The organism is Micrococcus sp. NPDC078436, assembly GCF_040702705.1.
Lineage (GTDB): Bacteria > Actinomycetota > Actinomycetes > Actinomycetales > Micrococcaceae > Micrococcus.
The window spans coordinates 18,738-40,176 of record NZ_JBFBLX010000001.1; the positions used below are offsets into that span (position 1 = coordinate 18,738).

Consider the following 21,439-nt stretch of genomic DNA (forward strand, 5'->3'; position numbering starts at 1 on the left):
GCGTCCCGCCTCGATGACACCCGCCCCCATCCCCGCGCCCCCGCGCGGCGGCCGCGACCTCAAGTCCGCCGTCGTCGTGGGGGCCGGCCTGTTGGCCGTCGCCCTGGTGGGCCTCGTGTGGCTGCCGTGGGTGCTGGTGACGCTCCTCGTGGCGCTGCTCCTGGGCGGGGTCTCCGAGGTGGCGGCCGCCGTGCGGGGGATCGGGATGGACGTCCCATGCCCGCCGCTGTGGATCGCCGCGGCGGCCCTGCCGCTGGCCACGTGGTGGGGCGGCGTCCCCGCCCTGTTCCTGGCGTTGCTCGCCTCACTCCTGGCCGTGTGCCTCTGGACGGCGGCCACGCGGCGTCGGCCCACGGGGCAGTTCATCCTCGCCGGCGTGTTCGTGGTGCTGTGGGCCCCCTTCCTGCTCTCCTTCGGCGTGGCGCTGTTCGCCCAGCCGCACGGGCGCATGATGGTGCTGTGCCTGCTCCTCATGGTGGTGTCCAACGACACGTTCGGCTACGCCGTGGGCTACCGCTTCGGCCGCACGCCCATCGCCCCGCGCATCAGCCCCAAGAAGTCGTGGGAGGGCCTCGGCGGCTCCCTGGCCGGCTCCGTGCTGGTGGGCGTCGTGGCGGTGCCGCTGCTGGTGGGCCAGCCCTGGTGGGTGGGCGCGCTGCTGGGCGTGCTCACCGTGGCGGCCGCCACGTGCGGCGACTTCTCCGAGTCCATGGTCAAGCGCGAGCTCGGCATCAAGGACATGTCCTCGATGCTCCCGGGCCACGGCGGGATCATGGACCGACTCGACTCCCTGGTCTTCGCGGCGCCCGTGGCCTACACGGTCATGGCGCTGCCGTTCACCTGATCCCCTTCCCCCCGCCGCCCCGCACCGCGGGGCTCCGACCCACCCCGCAGGAGACGCCATGACCCCCCGCCCCCCGAAGGACGCCGTTCCCTCCGCCGACCACGTCTTCCAGACCGTCGAGTCGGACGAGATCGGCTACGAGCCCACCCACGTGGACGCGTTCATGGAGCGCGCCCGCGAGGCCGCCGAGGGACGCGGCGAGCTCACCCCCGAGCAGGTGCGCCAGGCTCGCTTCGCCACCGTGGACGGCGGCTACGCCACCGACGAGGTGGACGACGCCCTGGACCGCCTCGAGGAGGCCCTCACCGCCGCTGAGCGGGACGCCGTCGTGCGCGAGCACGGCGACGGGGAGTGGGACGCCGCGCTCGAGGAGAGCACCCGCGAGCTCCTGGACCGCGCGGACCGCGCACCCGCCGAGCGCTTCCGCCGCCCCACCCGCGAGGACGCCCCCGCCTACGCCGTCGACGACGTCGACGCCCTCCTCGACCGACTCCGCGCGACCCTCGGGAGCACGGATCGCGTCACCGCTGAGCGCGGCGACGACGCGGACCGTCCGCTGACCGCCGACGACGTCCGCCGGTCGTCCTTCGCCGAGGCCGAGGGCCGCGACGGCTACGACGAGGCGCAGGTGGACGCCTACCTGGACGCCGCCGTCGACGTGCTGCTGCGCCGCGGCTGACCCGCCCGGCGTCCAGGACCGCCTCGCCCGGCGCGGGGCGGTCCGGGGCGCCGATTGCAAATCGCGTCCACCATGTGACTACAATCACATTTCAGACGCGCCCTGACGCCGCCCACCCCCGCCGCGCAGGACGCCTCCACCCTCGCCCCTCACCTGGGGCGACGTATGGAAGGCTGAGTTCATGACCCTGGTGCACCCCACCCCCGTGGAGCACGGCTCCACCGATCCCGCCGCCGGCCACACCCCCCTCGAGGACGGGCACGCGTCCGCGGGCGCGACGCTGCAGGTGCTCGACGCCGAGGGGACCCGCGTCCCCTCGCCGGAGCTCGATCCGTGGCTGGAGGACGTGGACGCCGCCGTCCTCGCGGACCTCCTCCGCAGCATGACCGTGGTGCGCCGGCTGGACACGGAGGCCACCCACCTGCAGCGCCAGGGTGAACTCGCCCTGTGGCCCCCGCTGCTGGGCCAGGAGGCGTCCCAGGTGGGCTCGGCCGCCGCCCTGCGCGCGGACGACTTCGTCTTCCCCTCGTATCGCGAGAACGGCGTGGCCCTGCTGCGCGGCGTCCCCGCCCTGGACCTGCTGCGCGTGTGGCGGGGATCCACGTTCTCCGGCTGGGATCCCAAGGCCACCGGCGTGGCCACCCAACAGATCATCATCGGCGCCCAGGCGCTGCACGCCGTCGGCTACGCGATGGGGGTCCAGCGCGACCAGGCCGACGCCGCCACGATCGTCTACTTCGGCGACGGCGCCACGAGCCAGGGCGACGTGAACGAGGCCATGGTCTTCAGCGCGACCTACCAGTCGCCCGTCGTGTTCTTCTGCCAGAACAACCACTGGGCCATCTCCGAGCCCGTGGGGCTGCAGGCCCGTCGGAACATCGCGGACCGCCCGTGGGGCTTCGGCATCCCCGCCCTGCGCGTGGACGGCAACGACGTCCTCGCGGTGCTGGCGGCCACGCGCCAGGCTGTGGCCCGCGCGGCCGAGGGCGGCGGCCCCACCTTCATCGAGGCGGTCACCTACCGCATGGGCCCGCACACGACCGCGGACGACCCCACGCGCTACCAGGACCCCGAGGTGCTCGAGGCCTGGCGCGCCCGCGACCCCCTGGCGCGTGTCGAGGCGCACCTGGCCTCGCTCGGCGAGGACGTGGACGCGATCCGCGCCGAGGCCCAGGCGGCCGCCGACGAGCTGGCCGCGGAGGTCCGCCGCGCGCTCGAGGGACTCGTGGAGGACGGGCCGGACACGATGTTCTCGGAGGTGTACGCGGAGCCGCACCAGGAGCTGGAGCGCCAGCACCGGGACCACGGGCTGTTCCTGGCCCAGTTCGACGACGAGGAGGCAGGCGCATGAGCGAGCGCATGACGTTCGGCCGCGCGATCAACCGCGGCCTCCACCGGGCCTTGGCGGAGGACCCCAAGGTCCTGCTCATGGGCGAGGACATCGGCGCGCTCGGCGGTGTCTTCCGGATCACGGACGGGCTCCAGGAGGAGTTCGGCAGGGACCGCGTGCTGGACACCCCGCTCGCCGAGTCCGGGATCGTCGGCACGGCCGTGGGCCTGGCGATGCGCGGCTACCGGCCCGTCGTCGAGATCCAGTTCGACGGCTTCGTGTACCCGGCCTTCGACCAGATCGTGGCGAACCTGGCCAAGCTGCGGGCCCGTACCCGGGGCGCCGTGCCCATGCCGGTGACCGTCCGCATCCCCTTCGGCGGCGGCATCGGCTCGCCCGAGCACCACTCCGAGTCGCCCGAGGCGTACTTCCTGCACACCGCGGGCCTGCGCGTGGTCTCCCCGTCCTCTCCGCAGGACGGCTACGACATGATCCGCGGCGCCATCGCCTCGGACGACCCGGTCATCTACCTCGAGCCCAAGCGCCGCTACCACGACAAGGGTGAGGTGGACGTGGACGCCGCCGTCCCGCCGCTGAGCCCCGCGCGCATCCTGCGCCCCGGCTCCGACGTCACGCTCGTCTCGTACGGACCGCTCGTGAAGACGGCCCTGCAGGCCGCCGAGGTGGCCGCCGAGGAGGGCGTGGACGTGGAGGTCGTGGACCTGCGCAGCCTCTCGCCGATCGACACGGGCCTCGTGGAGTCCTCGGTGCGCCGCACCGGCCGGCTCGTGGTGGCCCACGAGGCCTCCCGCACGGGCGGCCTGGGCGCGGAGCTCGTGGCCACCGTGGCCGAGCGCGCGTTCCACTGGCTCGAGGCTCCGCCGGTGCGCGTCACCGGCATGGACGTCCCGTACCCGCCGGCCAAGCTCGAGCACCTGCACCTGCCGGACCTCGACCGCATCCTCGACGGCGTGGACCGCGCGATGGGCCGGCCCAACTCGCTGGACTCCGTGGACGCGTTCGCCGCCCCGCAGACCGCAGAGCAGTTCCTCGCCGCGCACGCCGCCGGCGCCGACGGGGAGGAGACCCGATGAGCCAGAAGACGTTCCGCCTGCCCGACCTGGGCGAGGGCCTGACCGAGTCCGACATCGCCATGTGGCGCGTCGCCGTCGGCGACGCGGTCACCGTCAATCAGACCCTCGCCGAGGTCGAGACGGCCAAGGCCGTCGTCGAGGTCTCGAGCCCCTTCGCCGGCGTCGTGGCCCAGCTGCACGCTGAGGAGGGCGCCACCGTCGAGGTGGGCGCCCCGCTCGTCACCTTCACGGTGGAGGGCGCCGGGGACGATCCCGCAGGCTCCGACGGCGACGGCGGCCGGGTGCCCACGCTCGTGGGCTACGGCGCCGCGCCCGACGCCGGCAAGCCGGGTCGACGCGCCCGCCGCGGCGCGGGCCCGTCCGCCGCGGTCGAGTCGGCCCCCGTCGCCGGCCCCGAGGAGGCCCCCGACGCCCCGGGCGAGGCGCCGGCGCTCGCCGCGGACGCGGAGCCCATCGCCCCGGCTGTCGAGCGCGGCACGGGGGAGCGCCCCCGGTGCACCCCGCCGGTGCGCCTGTTCGCCAAGCGCAGCGGGGTCGACCTGACGTCCCTGACCGGCTCGGGGGTCGGCGGGGTGATCACCCGCGAGGACGTCGAGGCGTTCCTGCGGGCCGCCCAGCCTGCGGCCGCCGAGCCCGCGGCCGCGTCGTCCGCGCCGTCGGCCGCTGGCGATGCGACCGGCTCCGTGCGCACCCTGGGCGGGCGTCCCCGCGAGGTGGACGTCCCCGTCAAGGGCGTGCGCAAGGCGACCGCGGCGGCCATGGTGCAGTCGGCGTTCACCGCGCCGCACGTCACCGAGTTCCTCCAGGTGGACGTGACCGAGACGCTCGAGCTGCTGGCCGAGCTCAAGGCCGACCGCGCGTTCCGCGACGTCAAGCTCACCCCCATGACGCTCACCGCCCGAGCCTGCCTGCTGGCCATGGAGCGCACCCCGGACGTCAACGCGCGCTGGGACGAGGCGCGCGGCGTGATCGTGCAGCAGAACGCCGTGAACCTCGGCTTCGCCGCCGCGACGCCCCGCGGGCTCATGGTGCCCAACGTCAAGGACGCCCAGGCCATGGACCTCAGGGCCCTGGGCCAGGCGATCGCCGGGCTGACGTCGACGGCGCGCGAGGGCGCGCTGGGTCCGGCCGAGCTGACGGGCGGCACGTTCACCATCACCAACGTCGGCGTGTTCGGCGTGGACACCGGCACCCCCATCATCAACCCGGGGGAGGCGGCCATCCTGTGCCTCGGCGCCGTGCGCCGCATGCCGTGGGAGCACCGCGGGGAGATCGCGCTGCGCGACGTCGTCACGCTCTCGCTCTCCTTCGACCACCGCCTCGTGGACGGCGAGCAGGGCTCGCGCTTCCTCGCCGACGTCGGTGCGATGCTGCGCCGGCCCGGGATGACCCTGGCGATGGTCTGATGCTCAGGCGTGGGCCGCGACGGCGGCCCACGCCATCGCGATCAGGGTCGCCCGACGCGCGGCCCGGTCCGCGGGCGTGCGGCGCACGGAGCGCGGCGTCGAGTTGAGCAGCCCGAGGACCGCCTGGGACCGGAAGACCGCCGCGGCGGCGTCGTCGTCGGGGTGCAGCGCGGTGAGCTGCCGCGCCCACACGTCGATGTAGGCGCGCTGCGTGGCCGTGACCTCGGCGCGCTCGGCGGCGGGCAGCGCCCGCAGGTCCCGGTCCTGCACGCGGATCACGTCCCGGTTCTCCAGGGCGAAGTCGGCGTGGAAGGCGATGAGCGCGCGCAGCACGGGCTCGCCCGGGGCCTGCGTGCCCTCCGTGGCGAGCGCGCCCGCCAGGAGGTCGCGGCTGGCCGTCTCCAGGATCTCCCGGAGCACGGCCGCCTTGTTCGCGAAGTGCCGGTAGACGGCGGGCCCGCTGATCCCGCATGCCGCGCCGATGTCCTCGAGGCGCACCGCGTCGAACCCGCTCGCCGCGAACAGTCGGGCGGCCGCGGCCAACAGGTCCGCCCGGCGCCGAGCCTTCGCGGCCAGACGGGCCGTGGGGGCGGGTGTGTCGGCGCGGGGCGGGGCCGCGCCCGGGGTCTCGGCGGAGGGTGCTGCGGAGGGCATGCCTGCCACTCTAGGGCGGGCCCGACGGGGCCGTGACGGCGTTTGCGCCCGTGATCCTGATCACTACACTGGGAGCAGGTTCAGTTAGTGATCATTCACTGGAAGGGGTCTCATGACCGCCGGTCCCACCGCGGAGGCATCCGCCGCGCCCGCCAGCGCCGCCGAGCGCCACGCCGCCGGCCATGCCCGCCTCGAGGCGGAGCTCGCCGAGCTCGTCGCCCGCACCGCGCTCGGCGGCTCCGAGTCCGCCCGCGCGCGGCACACCGGCCGCGGCAAGCTCCTGGTGCGGGACCGCATCGACGCGCTCCTCGACGAGGGCTCGCCGTTCCTCGAGATCGCCGCGCTCGCCGCGCACGGCGTGTACGGCGAGGACAGCCCGGCCGCCGCCGGCGTCGTGGCGGGCATCGGCCTGGTCCACGGCCGCGCCGTGATGGTGGTGGGCAACGACGCCACCGTGAAGGGCGGCACCTACTACCCGCTGACCGTGAAGAAGCACCTGCGTGCCCAGGAGATCGCCCTCGAGAACCACCTGCCCTGCCTCTACCTCGTGGACTCGGGCGGCGCGTTCCTGCCGAAGCAGGACGAGGTGTTCCCGGACCGGGAGCACTTCGGCCGGATCTTCCGCAACCAGGCACTGCTCTCCTCGCGCCGGATCCCGCAGCTCGCGGCCGTGTGCGGCTCCTCCACCGCGGGCGGCGCGTACGTGCCCGCCATGTGCGACGAGACCGTGATCGTCCGCGAGCAGGGCACCATCTTCCTCGGAGGCCCGCCCCTCGTGAAGGCCGCGATCGGCGAGGACGTCACCCCCGAGGACCTCGGCGGCGGGCGCCTGCACGCCGAGCGCTCGGGCGTGGCGGACCACCTGGCCGACGACGACGTCCACGCCATGCAGCTGCTGCGGGACATCGTGGCCACCCTGCCCGCGCCGGCCCGCCCCGCGTGGGAGGTGCACCCCTCCCTCGAGCCCGCGAAGGACCCGGGGGAGCTGACCTCCGTGGTGCCGGTGGACGTCAACGCCCCGTACGACGTGCACGAGGTGATCGACCGCCTCGTGGACGCCGACTCGGTGCACGAGTTCAAGCCGCTCTACGGCACCACGCTCGTCACCGCCTTCGCTCGCATCGACGGCCACCCCGTGGGCATCCTGGCCAACAACGGCATCCTCTTCGGCGACTCGGCCCGCAAGGGCGCGCACTTCATCGAGCTGTGCGACCAGCGCGGCATCCCGCTGCTGTTCCTCCAGAACATCTCCGGCTTCATGGTGGGCCGGGACGCGGAGGCCGGCGGCATCGCCCGCGACGGCGCGAAGATGGTCACCGCCGTCGCCACGTGTCGCGTGCCCAAGCTGACCGTGGTGATCGGCGGCTCGTTCGGCGCCGGCAACTACGCGATGTGCGGCCGCGCCTACTCCCCGCGGTTCCTCTGGATGTGGCCCAACGCCCGCATCTCCGTGATGGGCGGGCCGCAGGCCTCCGCCGTGCTGACCCAGGTCAAGCAGGACCAGCGCGCCGCGAAGGGGGAGGAGCCGATGACCGCCGAGGAGGTCGAGGCCTTCCAGGCCCCCGTGCGGCAGCAGTACGACGAGCAGGGCAGCCCCCTCTACTCCACGGCCCGCCTGTGGGACGACGGCATCATCACCCCCGGCCAGACCCGCCGCGTGCTCGCCATGGCCCTCGACGTCATCTCCCGTGCCCCCCTGCCGGACGCCCGCTTCGGCCTCTTCCGGATGTGAGCCTGACCATGACCCAGACCCCCGCCGAGGGCCCCGCCCTCTTCGACACCGTCCTCGTGGCCAACCGCGGCGAGATCGCCGTGCGCGTGATCCGCACCCTGCGCCGCCTCGGCATCCGCTCCGTGGCGGTGTTCTCCGACGCCGACGCCGGCGCCCGCCACGTGCGCGAGGCGGACCTCGCCGTCCGCCTCGGCCCGGCCCCCGCCCGCGAGTCCTACCTGGACGTGGACGCGGTGGTGGCGGCCGCCGTCCGGACCGGGGCGCAGGCCGTGCACCCCGGCTACGGGTTCCTCTCCGAGAACGCGGACTTCGCCCGGGCGCTCGAGGCGGCCGGCGTCGTCTTCGTGGGCCCGCCCGTGGCGTCGCTGGACGCGATGGCGGACAAGATCCGCGCCAAGGAGACCGTCTCGGCGCGGGACGTGCCGGTGGTGCCGGGCATCGCCGACCCCACGCTCACCGACGATCAGATCGTGGCCGAGGCGCAGCGCGTCGGCTTCCCGCTGCTGATCAAGCCCTCCGCGGGCGGCGGCGGCAAGGGGATGGTGGCCGTGCACGCCGCGGACGAGCTGCCGGCCGCGCTGGCCTCCGCCCGCCGCACCGCGCGCTCCGCGTTCGGGAACGACACCCTCCTGCTCGAGCGGCTCATCACCGCCCCGCGGCACATCGAGGTGCAGGTCTTCGCGGACACCCACGGGCGCACCGTGCACCTGGGGGAGCGGGAGTGCTCCCTGCAGCGCCGCCACCAGAAGGTGATCGAGGAGGCGCCCGCGCCCCTGCTCACCGGCCTGGCGCACGGCGCCGAGCTGCGCGCCCGTCTCGGCAGGGCCGCCGTGGACGCCGCGGAGTCCGTGGGCTACGTGGGGGCCGGCACCGTGGAGTTCCTCGTCTCGGACGAGGACCCGGACGAGTTCTTCTTCATGGAGATGAACACCCGTCTGCAGGTGGAGCACCCCGTGTCCGAGGAGGTCGTGCGGGTGCGCGGCGAGCGCGTGGACTTCGTGGAGCTGCAGCTGTGGATCGCCGCCGGACAGGACCTGGGCTTCGGCCAGGAGGACGTCACCCTGGAGGGGGCGGCCGCCGAGGCCCGCGTCTACGCCGAGGACCCCGCGCACGGGTTCCTCCCCGCCGCCGGGCCCGTGCTGCTGTGGGAGCCGCCGCGGGGGGAGGGGGTCCGCGTGGACACCCTGCTCTTCCCGCCGGACTCCGAGGACGACGCCCCCGGCCGGTCCGAGGGCCCGGACCAGCCCGAGGTCACCGGTCACTACGACCCCATGGTCGCCAAGGTGATCGCCTCCGGCGCGGACCGCCCCCAGGCACTGGACCGCCTCGAGGCGGCGCTCGCGGAGTCGGTGCTGTTCGGGGTCACGAGCAACCTGGCGTGGCTGCGGGACCTCGTGGCGCGCGACGACGTCCGGGCCGGCCGCCTGAGGACCTCCCTGATCGACGAGGCACCGGCATGGGAGGCCCCCGCCCCCCGCGCGGAGGTCTGGGACGCGGCCGGCGCCGCCTTCGCCCCGGAGGCCCTCACCTCCGCGCTGACGGTCCAGGGGATCGACGAGGCGACCCTGGCCGCGTCCGGTCTGCGGGTGCAGCCGGCCGGCGCCTGGCACCGCCAGGACGCCTGGCGCGCCGCGGGCGCCCCCGCCCCCGCGCTGCCTCTGCGCTGGGAGGACCTCTGCGTGCTGTGGCGCGGGCCCGGGTCGGTGGCCCCGGAGGACGGGCCGTCCGCGCAGGACGGGGCGGAGCCCGGGCACGCGGGCGGTCGATCTCTGCGCCACCCCGCGGACCCGGACGCCGCGTGGGTCCACTCCGGCGGGCACACCTGGCGAATCGAGCGGCTGGGCCGCGCCGAGCGCGTGGCGGCGTCGCGCGCCGCGGCCGCCGCGCGTCGTGCCCCCGCCGGCGGCGGTTCCCCGGAGGCCCGGGCTCCCATGCCGGGCACCGTCGTCGCGGTGTCCGTGTCCACCGGCGAGCACGTCGAGGCCGGCGCCGAGCTGGCCGTCCTCGAGGCCATGAAGATGGAGCACCCCGTCACCGCGGGCGTCGCCGGCGTCGTCACCGTCCACGTCCGTCCCGGCGAGTCCGTGCCCGCGCGCGGGCTGGTCGCCACCGTCACCCCTCACACCCCCGGCACCGCCGATGTGCCCACCACCTCTGGAGAGTCCGCATGAGCACCAAGCACCGCACCCTGCCCGCCCTCGAGGAGGACTACCAGGTCCTCTCCGACACCGTCCGCGAGTTCGCGGACGAGGTCGTGGCCCCCGTCTCCGCCGAGCTCGACGCCCGGCACGAGTTCCCGTACGAGATCGTGAAGCAGATGGGCGAGATGGGCCTGTTCGGCCTGCCCTTCCCCGAGGAGTTCGGCGGCATGGGCGGCGACTACTTCGCCCTCGCCCTCGCGCTCGAGCAGCTCGGCCGCGTCAACCAGTCGGTGGCCATCACCCTCGAGGCGGGCGTCTCCCTCGGCGCGATGCCGCTGCTGAAGTTCGGCACCCAGGAGCAGAAGGAGCGCTGGCTGCCCAGCCTCGTGGCGGGCGAGAACCTGGCCGGCTTCGGCCTCACCGAGCCCGGCGCGGGCTCCGACGCCGGCGGCACCCAGACCACCGCGGTGCTCGAGGACGGCATGTGGCGCATCAACGGCGCCAAGGAGTTCATCACCAACTCCGGCACGGACATCACGAGCCTCGTCACCGTCACCGCGGTGACCGGCACGGTGGAGGGCAAGACCGGCCCCGACGGCCGCCCCGCGAAGGAGATCTCCACGATCCTCGTGCCCGCCGGCACCGAGGGCTTCACCGTGGCCAAGCCGTACGACAAGGTCGGCTGGAACTCCTCCGACACCCACGCCCTGCACTTCACCGACGTGCGCGTCCCCGAGGAGAACCTGCTCGGCACCCGCGGCCGCGGCTTCGCGAACTTCCTCGAGATCCTCGACGAGGGCCGCATCGCCATCGCCGCGCTCGCCACGGGTGTGGCCCAGGGCTGCGTCGACGAGTCGGTCGCCTACGCGAAGCAGCGCACCTCGTTCGGCCAGAGGATCGGCACGTTCCAGGCCGTCTCCTTCAAGATCGCCCGCATGCAGGCCCGCGCCCACGCCGCGCGCCTGGCCTACTACGAGGCGGCGCAGAAGATGCTGGCCGGCAAGCCGTTCAAGACCGAGGCCGCCATGGCGAAGATGATCGCCGGCGAGGCGGCCATGGACAACGCCCGCGACGCCACCCAGGTGTTCGGCGGCTACGGCTTCATGAACGAGACCCTCGTGGCCCGCCACTACCGCGACTCCAAGATCCTCGAGGTCGGCGAGGGCACCACCGAGGTGCAGCTCATGCTGATCGCGCGCGACCTGGGGCTGTGACGGTGGCGGAGACCCCCACGCCGGGCGCGGAGAACACAGGGCCCGAGGTCATCGAGCAGCGCGGGCGCTACGCGGACGAGCTCGCGGTGGGCCAGGTGTACCTGCACCGGCCCGGCCGCACGCTCACGGAGGCGGACAACGTCCTCTTCACCACGCTGACGATGAACCCGCAGGCGCTGCACCTGGACCACGCGTACGCGGCCGCGCAGCCCTTCGGGAAGCCGCTCGTGAACTCCATGCTCACGCTGTCCACGCTCGTGGGCCTCGCCGTCGGGCAGACGACGCAGGGCACGCTCGTGGCGCAGCTCGGGCTGGGGGAGATCGCCTTCCCGCACCCCGTGTTCCACGGGGACACCCTCTACGGGCGCTCGGAGGTCACCGCGGTCCGGGAGTCCTCCTCGCGACCGGGCCAGCGCATCGTCACCTTCCAGATGACGGGGGAGAACCAGCACGGCGACGTCGTCGTGCGGGCCCAGCGCACCTGCCTCATGTGGACGGCGTCGGCCCACGCCGAGGCGAAGGCGAAGCAGGGCTCCATGGAGACCCGGGCATGAGCACCCCCACGGCGGCCGGGCCCCTGGCCCTCGGCCCGGCCGTGATGTTCACGCCGGCGGACCGACCCGAGCGCTTCGCCAAGGCCCTCGACCGCGCCGACGCGGTGATCCTCGACCTCGAGGACGCCGTCACGCCGGCCTCCCGCCCGGCCGCCCGCGACGCCGTGCGAGCTGCCTGGGAAGGCCGGGCCACGGGCGGCACGGACGGCGGACCGCTCGCCGCGGACCGCGTCGTCGTGCGCGTGAACCCGGCGGGCACGCCGGACCACGCCGCGGACCTGGCGATGCTCACGGAGACCGGGTGGCGCACGCTCATGCTCGCCAAGGCGGAGTCCGCCGCGCAGGTGGACGGCCTCGTGGCGGCGCTGGGGGAGGACGTGCGCGTCGTGGCCCTGTGCGAGACCGCGGCGGGCATCCTCGCCGCGCCCGCCCTCGCGGCGCACCCCCACGTGGGCGCGCTGATGTGGGGCGCGGAGGACCTCGTGGCGTCCATGGGCGGCACGTCCTCGCGCACGGCCGACGGCGCCTACCGCCCCGTCGTCCGGCACGCACGAGCGACCGTGCTGCTCGCCGCCGCCGCCCACGGCACGGCGGCGTGGGACGCGGTGTTCCTCGACCTGCAGGATCACGCGGGCCTCGCCGCGGAGGCCGAGGACGCCGTCGCGCTCGGGTGCGCGGCCACCGTGTGCCTCCACCCGGCGCAGGCCCCCGTGGTGCGTGAGGCCTACGCCCCGAGCGAGGAGGCGGTGGCCCGGGCCCGACGCGTGCTCGCGGCGGCCGAGGGGGCGCACGGCGCCTTCGAGCTGGACGGCACCATGGTGGACGAGGTGGTGCTCGCCCAGGCCCGGCTGACCCTCGGGCGGGTGCCGGCGGGGGACTGAACGGCTGTATACAGGAGGGGCGCCGCGGGAGGCATTCCGCGGCGCCGTCGCGTTCCAGCCGGCCTCAGTCCGCGCCGAGCTCCATGACGAGCTCGGTGATGACGGCGGCGCGGGCATTGGAGAAGACCTTCTCCTCGCCCACCACCTCGAACCCCCGGCGGGAGAGGACCCTGACGGTGCCCGCGTTGTCCTCGGCCACGTGGGCCCGCACGGGGCGGTGCGGGTACCCGCGCAGGAACTCGTCCACGGCCGAGGTGGTCAGCCCGAGGCCCCAGAACTCCTGCGCCGTCCAGAAGGAGAGCTCGGCGGCGTCGTCCTGCTCGGAGCAGATCAGCGCGCCCACGGCGCGGCCCTCGTGCTCGATGGTGTGCACCTGGACGCGGGGGTCGCGCAGCAGGGTGCCCCAGTGATGGTCGAAGACCCCGCGGTCGGCAGGGCTGCGGGGGGCGATTCCGGACATCTGGTTCGCGTCCTCGTCCTGCTGGTGCACGAAGAACTCGTCCAGGTCCTCGGGGCGGACGTCACGAAGGGGCACGGCGGTGGACCTCTCGGGTGAGCGGGCGGGCGGCGGCGGCCGCCCGCAGTCTTTCGGCAACGCTATCACCGGGGGACTGGCAGGGGCCGTCGTCACAATCGGTCACGCACTGGCGTATGTATACAAAGTGGTTGACGCGCGGAGCATTCGCGGGAGAGGATGTGAGCGTCATCACACACCGCTCCGCCCGCTCCGCGGCCGGACGCCCGCCCCCTGAGGGAGCACCCATGTCACCCCACTCCGTCGCGCCACCGGCGCCGACCCCCGAGCAGTTCCGCGCGGCCCAGCAGTCCGAGGAGTTCACGGAGCTGCGCCGCACGTACCGCTCGTTCGCGTTCCCCATGACGGTCGCGTTCTTCGTCTGGTACCTGCTGTTCGTCATCCTGGGGGCGTTCTTCCCGCAGGTCATGGCCATCCGCCTCCACGACAACATCACGCTGGGCCTGGTCCTCGGCCTGCTGCAGTTCGTCACCACGTTCGCCATCACGGCGGCGTACGTCCGCTTCGCCAACCGCACCCTCGACCCGCGCTCCACGGCGCTGCGCGAGCGCCTCGAGCGCGAGGCGGGCTCCCACGCGGCCGACCCCACGGAGGAGATCCGATGAGCACCCTCGCCCCCCTCCTGGCCGCGGAGGCCGTCGGCAACCCGATGGTCAACATCGGCATCTTCGCGGCGTTCGTCGTCGTCACCCTCGTCGTCGTGATCCGGGCCTCCAAGACCTCGGGCTCCTCGGCGGACTTCTACGCGGGAGGCCGAGGCTTCTCCGGCACCCAGAACGGCACCGCCATCGCGGGCGACTATCTCTCGGCGGCCTCGTTCCTCGGCATCGTCGGCGCGATCGCCCTCTACGGCTACGACGGCTTCCTGTACTCGATCGGCTTCCTCGTGGCGTGGCTCGTCGCCCTGCTCCTCGTGGCGGAGCTGCTGCGCAACACAGGCAAGTTCACGATGGCCGACGTGCTCTCGTTCCGCCTGCGCCAGAAGCCGGTGCGCATCGCCGCCGCCTTCGGCACCATGGCCGTCTGCCTCTTCTACCTCCTGGCCCAGATGGCCGGCGCGGGCGGCCTCGTCGCCCTGCTGCTCAACATCACGGACAGGGGCGGCCAGGCGCTCGTGATCGTGATCGTGGGCGTGCTCATGATCGCCTATGTCCTCATCGGCGGCATGAAGGGCACCACCTACGTCCAGATCATCAAGGCGATCCTGCTCATCCTCGGCGCGGGCGTCATGACCGTGTGGGCGCTCGCCCTCTTCGGCTTCGACTTCAACGCGATGCTCGGCCGGGCCGTCGAGCTCAACCCCAAGGGCGAGGCCATCCTCGAGCCGGGCCTGCAGTACGGCAAGGACTTCACCACGCGCCTGGACTTCGTCTCCCTGGGCCTCGCGCTCGTCCTCGGCACCGCCGGCCTGCCGCACGTCCTGATGCGCTTCTACACCGTGCCCACGGCCAAGGAGGCCCGCAAGTCGGTGGTGTGGGCGATCGTGCTCATCGGCGCCTTCTACCTCTTCACCCTGGTGCTGGGCTACGGCGCCGGTGCACTGATCGGCCCCGAGCGCATCCTCGCCGCTCCCGGCGGCGTGAACTCGGCGGCCCCGCTGCTGGCGTTCGAGCTCGGCGGGTCGATCCTGCTCGGGCTGATCTCGGCGGTCGCCTTCGCGACGATCCTCGCGGTCGTCGCCGGCCTCGCCCTCACGGCGGCGGCGTCCTTCACGCACGACGTGTGGGGCCCCGTGATCGCGAAGAAGCCCCTGTCCTCGGAGGATGAGGTGCGCATCGGCAAGATCACCGTGGTGGTCATCGGCATCCTCGCCATCCTCGGCGGCATCGGCGCCCAGGGCCAGAACGTCGCGTTCCTCGTGGCGCTCGCCTTCGCCGTGGCCGCATCGGCGAACCTCCCGACCATCCTGTACTCCCTGTTCTGGAAGGGCTTCACCACGCGCGGCGCCCTCTGGTCCATGTACGGCGGCCTGCTCTCCGCGATCGTCCTGATCGTGTTCTCCCCGGTCATGTCCGGCAACCCGGCCGCCATGATCCCGAGCGCGGACTTCGTGCTCTTCCCGCTGAAGAACCCGGGCGTCGTCTCGATCCCGCTGGCCTTCTTCCTCGGCTGGCTCGGCTCCGTGACGTCCTCGCGCGCCGAGGACCCGGGCAAGCAGGCCGAGATGGAGGTCCGCTCCCTCACCGGCATCGGCGCCGAGAAGGCCGTGAGCCACTGACGCCGCGGGCATCCGCCCACCCCTGACGACGGCGGGGCCGCACCCTCACGGGTGCGGTCCCGCCGTCGTCGTCCCCGGCATCCCGGCACTCCACCGTCCCGCCCTCCTCCCAGCCGCCGCTGGCATGATGGCCCGGTGACCCACGGATCCCTCGCCGACTACACCCTCCCGGCCCCCGGCGTCCGCGCCGACGACCCCTCCGGCGGAGGCGACGGCGCCCCCCGCCGCGTCGCCCTCCTCGGCTCGACCGGCTCGATCGGGACCCAGGGCCTGGACGTCATCGAGCAGGACCCCGAGCGGTTCCGGGCCGTCGCGCTCGCGGGCGGCTCCAACACCGCCCTCCTGGCCGAGCAGGCCGTCCGCCACGGCGTCGAGGCGGTGGGCTCCGCCACGGCGGGCGCGGAGGAGCTGCGCGCGGCGATCGCGGCGGCCGCCGCACGCCTCGGCCGCCCGGCTCCCGCCGCCGAGCTCTTCACGGGCCCCGAGGCGGCCACCCGCATCGCGGCCTGGACCGGCGCGGACACCGTGCTCAACGGCATCACCGGCTCGATCGGCCTGCGCCCCACGCTCGCGGCCCTCGAGGCGGGCCACCGCCTCGCCCTGGCGAACAAGGAGTCGCTCATCGTGGGGGGCGCGCTCGTCAAGGCCGCCGCGGCGCCCGGCCAGCTCGTCCCCGTGGACTCCGAGCACTCCGCGCTGGCCCAGGCGCTCCGCGGCGGCACGGCGGACGAGGTCGCCCGCCTGGTCCTGACCGCCTCGGGCGGTCCGTTCCGGGGCTGCACCCGGGAGCAGCTGCGCGCGGTCACGCCCGCGCAGGCCCTCGCCCACCCCACGTGGGACATGGGCCGCGTGGTCACCACCAACTCCGCCTCGCTCGTGAACAAGGCCCTCGAGGTGATCGAGGCGCACCTGCTCTTCGACGTCGCCCTGGACCGCATCGACGTCGTGGTCCACCCGCAGTCCGTCGTGCACTCCATGGTGGAGTTCACGGACGGCTCCACCCTCGCCCAGGCCTCCCCGCCGGACATGCGCCTGCCGATCGCCCTCGGCCTCGGCTGGCCGCGCCGCGTGCCCGGAGCCGTGGGCGGATGCGACTGGACCCGCGCCGCGACCTGGACCTTCGAGCCCCTCGACGAGGAGGTGTTCCCCGCGGTGCGCCTCGCGAAGGAGGCCGCGGCCGCCTCGCCGACGCACATGGCCGTGTTCAACGCCGCCAACGAGGAGGCCGTCGACGCCTTCCATGAGGGGTGCCTCTCCTTCGACGGCATCCTGGAGACGGTCCGCGCCGTCCTCGGCGACTACGCCCCCGAGCGCGTCCTCGACGCCGCCGGCCACGGCCACGCGCCGGGAGACCTCAGCGTCGACGCCGTCCTGGCCGTCGAGGGCTGGGCCCGCGCCGCGGCCCGGGGCCGGTGGGCGCGGGCATGAGCGCCGCCTGGTTCGTGCTCGGCGTCCTCGCCGTCGCCCTGGGCCTGGCCCTCTCGATCGCGCTGCACGAAGTGGGCCACCTCGTGCCCGCCAAGGTCTTCGGCGTCCGCGTGACGCGCTACATGATCGGCTTCGGCCCCACGGTCGCCTCGTGGCGGCGCGGGGAGACCGAGTACGGGATCAAGGTGCTCCCGCTCGGCGGCTACGTCTCCATGGTGGGCATGCTCCCACCGCCGCGTGCGGGGCAGGCGCCCCGCGCGTCCTCCACGGGGCTCTTCCGCCAGTTCGGGCGCCTGGCCGACGACGCACGGGCCCAGGCCGCCGAGGAGCTGCGGCCCGGGGACGAGGGGCGCACCTTCATCTCGCTGCCGGTCTGGAAGCGGATCGTCATCATGCTCGGCGGCCCGGCCATGAACCTGTTGATCGCGCTCGCCCTGACCGCCCTGCTCGTCACCACGGTGGGCACCGCGCAGCCCAGCACGACGGCGGCGGAGGTCTTCCGCTGCGTCGTCCCCGCGCAGGAGCAGCAGGCGCGCGCCGCCGCGGGCGAGACCGAGGAGTGCCGGCCCGGGGACCCCGTGGCGCCGGCCCACGAGGCAGGCATGCTGCCCGGAGACACCGTCGTCGCCTTCGACGGCGTCCCCGTCGAGGACTGGGACGCGTTCGCCGCTGCCATCCGCGAGCGCGCCGGCCGGCCCACCGCGATCGCGTGGGAGCGGGACGGGCGGCGCATCGAGTCCACGATCACCCCGCGGCTGACGGAGCGGCCGGTGACGGACGCCGTCGGGCAGCCGGAGCGCGCCCCGGACGGCACCGCCCGCACCCAGCAGGTGGGCTTCATCGGCATGGGGGCGCAGACCGAGACCGTGACGGGGACGCCGCTGGACGCGGTGGGCCTGGTGGGCACGCAGATCCGCGGCGTCGCGGACGTGGTCCTCGTGCTGCCCCAGCGGCTGTGGGACACCGCCGTCGCGGTGCTCACCCCGGCCGAGCGCGATCCGAACGGCCCCATGTCCGTCGTCGGGGTCGGGCGGATCGCGGGGGAGGCGGCGGCGCTGGACGAGGTCTCGTTCGGGGACAAGGCCGCGATGGTGCTCTCGCTCGTGGCGGGGGTGAACGTCGCCCTGCTGGTGTTCAACCTGATCCCCCTGCTGCCGCTGGACGGCGGGCACGTGGCGGGCGCGCTCTACGAGGCGCTGCGCCGCGGCGGGGCCCGCCTGCGGGGGCGACCGGACCCCGGGCCGTTCGACCTCGCCGCGCTGATGCCCCTGACGTACGTGGTGGCCGGGGCCATGCTGGCCATGGGCCTGCTGCTGATCGTGGCGGACCTCGTGGAGCCCGTGCGGCTCTTCTGACGGGCGGACGGCCCGGAAGGTCACAGTCCGGGCACGAAGCCGCGGCGCCGCCCGGCCCGCCCGGCCTGCCCGGAGGGCGTCCCCTAGGATCGTTGCTGTGAATGCCTCTCGTGACGCCTTCCCGTTTCCGAGCGTCCTGACGCGCCGCGCCACCCTCCTCGGTCTCGGCTCCCTCGCGGCGGGCCTGGCCGGTTGCTCGGCACCCGCCTCCCAGGAGGCGGCCAGCTCGTCGGCGCCCCCCGCCTCGGCCTCGGCCTCGGAGTCCGCCGCGGACTCGTCCTCGGCCACGCCCACCCCGTCCGGCGAGCTGCCCGGCGGCGGTCGGGAGATCTTCCCGGCCCGCCGGTTCGTCGCCCTGTACGGCACTCCCGGCACCGGTGCCCTCGGCGTCCTGGGCGAGCAGGACCTCCCCGCGTCCATCGAGCGCGTGCGGGCGCTCGCGAAGACCTACGAGCCGTTCTCGGAGGAGCCGATCCAGCCGGCGTTCGAGATGATCGCCACGGTGGCCTCGGCGGACGCGGGCCCCGACGGCGCGTACTCCCGGCCCGTCAAGCGCGACCGCCTCGAGGAGTGGGTGGACGGCGCCGGCGAGGCCGGCATCCACGTCATCCTGGACCTGCAGACCGGCTTCGAGGACTTCCCCACCCAGGCGAAGCGCATCGAGGACCTGCTCAAGCGGCCCCACGTCGGCCTCGCCCTGGACCCGGAGTGGCGGCTGCGTCCGGGACAGAAGCACATGCGGGACATCGGCCAGGTGACGGCCGCCGAGATCAACGAGACCAGCGCGTGGCTCTCGGACCTCGTGGCCTCCGAGGGGCTCCCCGAGAAGCTGTTCGTCCTGCATCAGTTCCGCTCGGCCATGATCGAGCAGCGGTCGGAGATCGTGGCCCGCGAGGGCCTGGCCTTCCTGCTCCACGCGGACGGGCACGGCACCCACCGGCTCAAGAAGGAGACGTACAGCATCCTCCGCAAGAACCTCCCGGACCATATCCGCATGGCCTGGAAGAACTTCTACGACGAGGACAAGCCGATGATGACCCCGGAGCAGACCATGGCCAACGACCCCAAGCCCTGGCTCGTCTCCTTCCAGTGATCCCCGGCCGTCCTCACCGCCCCCGCCGGGCCCCGGTGCCGCCGTGCACCGGGGCCTAGGATGGGACGGATGAAGCGACGGCCTCTCGCCGCCGACCCGAGAACCGTGAGGAGCGCTGCCGTGCCCGTCAGCCTTGGAATGCCGTCCGCCCCGCCGCCCGTGCTGGCCCCGCGCCGGCCGACCCGGCAGATCCGGGTGGGCTCCGTGGGGGTGGGCTCGAAGCACCAGGTCTCGGTGCAGTCCATGACCACCACCAAGACCCACGACATCGGCGCCACCCTGCAGCAGATCGCGGAGCTCACCGCTGCCGGCTGCGACATCGTGCGCGTGGCCTGCCCCACGGACAAGGACGCGGACGCGCTGAAGGTCATCGCGCGGCAGTCCACGATCCCCGTGATCGCGGACATCCACTTCCAGCCGAAGTACGTGTTCGCCGCGATCGAGGCCGGCTGCGGCGCCGTGCGCGTGAATCCGGGCAACATCCGCAAGTTCGACGACCAGGTCAAGGAGATCGCCCAGGCGGCCGCCGAGCACGGCACCTCCCTGCGCATCGGCGTCAACGCCGGCTCCCTCGACCCCCGCCTGATCCAGAAGCACGGCAAGGCCACGCCGGAGGCCCTCGTGGAGTCCGCCGTGTGGGAGGCGTCCCTCTTCGAGGAGCACGGATTCAAGGACTTCAAGATCTCCGTGAAGCACAACGACCCGGTGATCATGGCCCGCGCGTACGAGCTCCTCGCGGAGGAGGGCGACTGGCCCCTGCACCTCGGCGTGACCGAGGCCGGCCCCGCCTTCCAGGGCACCATCAAGTCGGCCACCGCGTTCGGCTACCTGCTGGGCAAGGGCATCGGCGACACCATCCGCGTGTCCCTCTCCGCCCCGCCCGTCGAGGAGATCAAGGTCGGCCTGCAGATCCTGCAGTCGCTCAACCTCCGCGAGCGCAGGCTCGAGATCGTCTCCTGCCCCTCGTGCGGCCGCGCCCAGGTGGACGTGTACACGCTCGCCGAGGAGGTCACCGAAGGCCTCAAGGACGTCACCGTCCCGCTGCGCGTGGCCGTCATGGGCTGCGTCGTCAACGGCCCGGGCGAGGCCCGGGAGGCCGACCTCGGCGTGGCCTCGGGCAACGGCAAGGGCCAGATCTTCGTCAAGGGCGAGGTCATTCGGACCGTGCCCGAGGACCAGATCGTGGACACCCTCATCGAGGAGGCCCGCCGGATCGCCGCGGAGATGGGCCACGAGGAGGGCTCCGGTGACCAGGCTGCCGCCGGTGCCCCCGTGGTCTCCGTCCACTGACGCTGCCGTCCGCCAGGCCTCGCAGGGGCGGGTCCGCCTTCTGACCGACGCCGACACCCCCGCACTCGCGGCCCTCGCGCGCCGCGACCCGGTGGCGAACGTCTTCGTCGAGTCCCTGCTCGAGGCCGGTCGCCGGGCGGGCCCGCGCGGGGGAGCGGGCGGCACCCTCTTCCTGGGCGTCCCCGAGAACCCCGACGCCGCAGCCCCCGCCGGCGCGCTGCGCGCCGCCGCGTGGGTCGGCTCGAACGTGGTGCCGGTGGTGCCGCCCGGCCGCGCCGAGTCGACGGCGACCGACGACGACGCGGCCGCCCTCGCCGCGGCCGTCGTCGCCCTGCGGCGCCGCCTCGGATCCGTGTACGGCCCGGCCGCCGCGGTGCTGACGATCGGCCGCGCCCTGCGGACCGCCGGCCACCGGCCGCGCTCCGTGCGCGAGGAGCAGCCCCTCCTCGTGGCGGGGGAGCGGCCCGCCGTCGCGCCGCTCCCGGACGTGGTCCCGGCAGGGCCGCGGGACTATGACCGGGTGCTGCCGGCCAGCGCGGCCATGTTCGAGGAGGAGCTCGGCTTCTCCCCGTTCCTCGGCGGCGCGCAGCAGTACCGCGAGCGCGTGCGGGGGCTCATCGCGTCCGGCCGCGTGTTCATCGTCCCCGGAGACGCCCCGACGCCGGGCGTCCCGGCACCAGATGCCCCGACGCCGGGCGCCGGCGCCCGCCCCCCGCTGCGCTTCAAGGCGGACGTGGGCGTGCTCTCCTCCCGGTGCGCCCAGATCCAGGGGGTCTGGATGCACCCGGAGCACCGCGGGCGCGGGCTCGCGGCCGGGGCGATGGCCGCCGTCGTGGGGCTGGCACGGCGTCACGCGCCCGTGGTCAGCCTCTACGTGAACGCGTACAACACCGCCGCGCTGCGCACGTACGCGCGCGTCGGGTTCGAGCGCGTGGGCACGTTCGCCACGGTGCTCTACTGACGGGGGTGCGCGGGTCTGGTTCCGCGTCCG

19 protein-coding genes are annotated in these 21,439 nt (G+C 74.2%); 17 read left to right on the plus strand and 2 right to left on the minus strand.

Going from position 1 to position 21,439, the window contains the following annotated elements; translation table 11 throughout:
- Positions 1–13 precede the first annotated feature (13 nt).
- The 5 genes from AB0302_RS00100 (at position 14) to AB0302_RS00120 (ending at position 5,353) form a co-directional block, all read left to right on the plus strand.
- Positions 14–844: a phosphatidate cytidylyltransferase gene (locus tag AB0302_RS00100; protein WP_319074673.1), complete on the plus strand. Its 831-nt coding sequence runs from the start codon at positions 14–16 to the stop codon at positions 842–844.
- A gap of 58 nt (positions 845–902) precedes the next feature.
- Complete coding sequence (locus tag AB0302_RS00105) at positions 903–1,523, plus strand: DivIVA domain-containing protein (protein ID WP_319074674.1); 621 nt, start codon at positions 903–905, stop codon at positions 1,521–1,523.
- Between the two features lie 181 nt (positions 1,524–1,704).
- Positions 1,705–2,874 (plus strand): thiamine pyrophosphate-dependent enzyme, encoded by a 1,170-nt coding sequence (locus AB0302_RS00110; RefSeq protein ID WP_366370165.1) that lies wholly within the window; start codon positions 1,705–1,707, stop codon positions 2,872–2,874.
- Complete coding sequence (locus tag AB0302_RS00115; RefSeq protein WP_248115284.1) at positions 2,871–3,947, plus strand: alpha-ketoacid dehydrogenase subunit beta; 1,077 nt, start codon at positions 2,871–2,873, stop codon at positions 3,945–3,947. Before AB0302_RS00110 ends, AB0302_RS00115 begins: the two co-directional genes overlap by 4 nt.
- Positions 3,944–5,353, plus strand: a complete 1,410-nt coding sequence (locus AB0302_RS00120) for a dihydrolipoamide acetyltransferase family protein (protein WP_319074677.1) — start codon at positions 3,944–3,946, stop codon at positions 5,351–5,353. Before AB0302_RS00115 ends, AB0302_RS00120 begins: the two co-directional genes overlap by 4 nt.
- A gap of 3 nt (positions 5,354–5,356) precedes the next feature.
- Here AB0302_RS00120 and AB0302_RS00125 read toward each other — a convergent pair whose 3' ends face one another.
- Positions 5,357–6,007 carry a TetR/AcrR family transcriptional regulator gene (locus AB0302_RS00125; RefSeq protein WP_366370166.1) on the minus strand — a complete coding sequence of 217 codons (651 nt, stop codon included), beginning with the start codon at positions 6,005–6,007 and terminating at the stop codon, positions 5,357–5,359.
- 112 nt (positions 6,008–6,119) lie between these two features.
- Between AB0302_RS00125 and AB0302_RS00130 the strand changes: the two genes are divergently transcribed.
- The 5 genes from AB0302_RS00130 to AB0302_RS00150 are packed head-to-tail and all read left to right on the plus strand — an operon-like array spanning position 6,120 to position 12,529.
- Positions 6,120–7,739: a carboxyl transferase domain-containing protein gene (locus tag AB0302_RS00130; protein ID WP_319074680.1), complete on the plus strand. Its 1,620-nt coding sequence runs from the start codon at positions 6,120–6,122 to the stop codon at positions 7,737–7,739.
- Between the two features lie 8 nt (positions 7,740–7,747).
- On the plus strand, positions 7,748–9,910 hold the full coding sequence (locus AB0302_RS00135) for a biotin carboxylase N-terminal domain-containing protein (protein ID WP_366370167.1): 2,163 nt from the start codon (positions 7,748–7,750) through the stop codon (positions 9,908–9,910).
- The gene (locus AB0302_RS00140; protein ID WP_366370168.1) at positions 9,907–11,094 is read left to right on the plus strand and encodes an acyl-CoA dehydrogenase family protein; all 1,188 of its coding nucleotides are present in this window, start codon (positions 9,907–9,909) and stop codon (positions 11,092–11,094) included. The genes AB0302_RS00135 and AB0302_RS00140 overlap by 4 nt, the downstream gene beginning before the upstream one ends.
- Positions 11,091–11,648: a MaoC family dehydratase gene (locus tag AB0302_RS00145; RefSeq protein WP_366370169.1), complete on the plus strand. Its 558-nt coding sequence runs from the start codon at positions 11,091–11,093 to the stop codon at positions 11,646–11,648. Before AB0302_RS00140 ends, AB0302_RS00145 begins: the two co-directional genes overlap by 4 nt.
- The gene (locus AB0302_RS00150) at positions 11,645–12,529 is read left to right on the plus strand and encodes a CoA ester lyase (RefSeq protein WP_366370170.1); all 885 of its coding nucleotides are present in this window, start codon (positions 11,645–11,647) and stop codon (positions 12,527–12,529) included. The genes AB0302_RS00145 and AB0302_RS00150 overlap by 4 nt, the downstream gene beginning before the upstream one ends.
- A 64-nt stretch (positions 12,530–12,593) precedes the next feature.
- Here the strand turns inward: AB0302_RS00150 and AB0302_RS00155 are convergent, their stop codons facing one another.
- The gene (locus AB0302_RS00155; protein WP_319074688.1) at positions 12,594–13,064 is read right to left on the minus strand and encodes a GNAT family N-acetyltransferase; all 471 of its coding nucleotides are present in this window, start codon (positions 13,062–13,064) and stop codon (positions 12,594–12,596) included.
- Between the two features lie 227 nt (positions 13,065–13,291).
- Between AB0302_RS00155 and AB0302_RS00160 the strand changes: the two genes are divergently transcribed.
- The 7 genes from AB0302_RS00160 to AB0302_RS00190 all read left to right on the plus strand — a co-directional run bounded on the left by AB0302_RS00160 (position 13,292) and on the right by AB0302_RS00190 (position 21,409).
- Positions 13,292–13,669, plus strand: a complete 378-nt coding sequence (locus AB0302_RS00160) for a DUF485 domain-containing protein (protein ID WP_248115275.1) — start codon at positions 13,292–13,294, stop codon at positions 13,667–13,669.
- Complete coding sequence (locus AB0302_RS00165) at positions 13,666–15,282, plus strand: cation acetate symporter (protein WP_298714673.1); 1,617 nt, start codon at positions 13,666–13,668, stop codon at positions 15,280–15,282. The genes AB0302_RS00160 and AB0302_RS00165 overlap by 4 nt, the downstream gene beginning before the upstream one ends.
- Before the next feature lie 135 nt (positions 15,283–15,417).
- Entirely contained in the window at positions 15,418–16,710 is a 1,293-nt protein-coding gene (gene dxr / locus AB0302_RS00170) for a 1-deoxy-D-xylulose-5-phosphate reductoisomerase (RefSeq protein ID WP_366370171.1), read from the plus strand.
- Positions 16,707–18,065: a site-2 protease family protein gene (locus tag AB0302_RS00175; RefSeq protein WP_366370172.1), complete on the plus strand. Its 1,359-nt coding sequence runs from the start codon at positions 16,707–16,709 to the stop codon at positions 18,063–18,065. Before dxr ends, AB0302_RS00175 begins: the two co-directional genes overlap by 4 nt.
- Positions 18,066–18,162: 97 nt before the next feature.
- Positions 18,163–19,158 (plus strand): hypothetical protein, encoded by a 996-nt coding sequence (locus AB0302_RS00180; RefSeq protein WP_366370173.1) that lies wholly within the window; start codon positions 18,163–18,165, stop codon positions 19,156–19,158.
- Positions 19,159–19,296: 138 nt separating this feature from the next.
- Positions 19,297–20,448, plus strand: a complete 1,152-nt coding sequence (gene ispG / locus AB0302_RS00185; RefSeq protein WP_248115326.1) for a flavodoxin-dependent (E)-4-hydroxy-3-methylbut-2-enyl-diphosphate synthase — start codon at positions 19,297–19,299, stop codon at positions 20,446–20,448.
- Positions 20,423–21,409, plus strand: coding sequence for a GNAT family N-acetyltransferase (locus AB0302_RS00190; protein WP_366370174.1), 987 nt, complete (start codon positions 20,423–20,425; stop codon positions 21,407–21,409). The genes ispG and AB0302_RS00190 overlap by 26 nt, the downstream gene beginning before the upstream one ends.
- Positions 21,410–21,439: the final 30 nt, after the last annotated feature.

Coding starts and splice junctions, on each gene's coding strand:
- AB0302_RS00175 (WP_366370172.1), top strand. CDS start 16,707: ATGAGCGCCGCCTGGTTCGTGCTCGGCGTCCTCGCCGTCGCCCTGGGC.
- AB0302_RS00110 (WP_366370165.1), top strand. CDS start 1,705: ATGACCCTGGTGCACCCCACCCCCGTGGAGCACGGCTCCACCGATCCC.
- AB0302_RS00125 (WP_366370166.1), bottom strand. CDS start 6,007: ATGCCCTCCGCAGCACCCTCCGCCGAGACCCCGGGCGCGGCCCCGCCC.
- AB0302_RS00130 (WP_319074680.1), top strand. CDS start 6,120: ATGACCGCCGGTCCCACCGCGGAGGCATCCGCCGCGCCCGCCAGCGCC.
- AB0302_RS00160 (WP_248115275.1), top strand. CDS start 13,292: ATGTCACCCCACTCCGTCGCGCCACCGGCGCCGACCCCCGAGCAGTTC.
- AB0302_RS00120 (WP_319074677.1), top strand. CDS start 3,944: ATGAGCCAGAAGACGTTCCGCCTGCCCGACCTGGGCGAGGGCCTGACC.
- AB0302_RS00100 (WP_319074673.1), top strand. CDS start 14: ATGACACCCGCCCCCATCCCCGCGCCCCCGCGCGGCGGCCGCGACCTC.
- AB0302_RS00150 (WP_366370170.1), top strand. CDS start 11,645: ATGAGCACCCCCACGGCGGCCGGGCCCCTGGCCCTCGGCCCGGCCGTG.
- AB0302_RS00105 (WP_319074674.1), top strand. CDS start 903: ATGACCCCCCGCCCCCCGAAGGACGCCGTTCCCTCCGCCGACCACGTC.
- AB0302_RS00140 (WP_366370168.1), top strand. CDS start 9,907: ATGAGCACCAAGCACCGCACCCTGCCCGCCCTCGAGGAGGACTACCAG.
- ispG (WP_248115326.1), top strand. CDS start 19,297: ATGCCGTCCGCCCCGCCGCCCGTGCTGGCCCCGCGCCGGCCGACCCGG.
- AB0302_RS00165 (WP_298714673.1), top strand. CDS start 13,666: ATGAGCACCCTCGCCCCCCTCCTGGCCGCGGAGGCCGTCGGCAACCCG.
- AB0302_RS00115 (WP_248115284.1), top strand. CDS start 2,871: ATGAGCGAGCGCATGACGTTCGGCCGCGCGATCAACCGCGGCCTCCAC.
- AB0302_RS00135 (WP_366370167.1), top strand. CDS start 7,748: ATGACCCAGACCCCCGCCGAGGGCCCCGCCCTCTTCGACACCGTCCTC.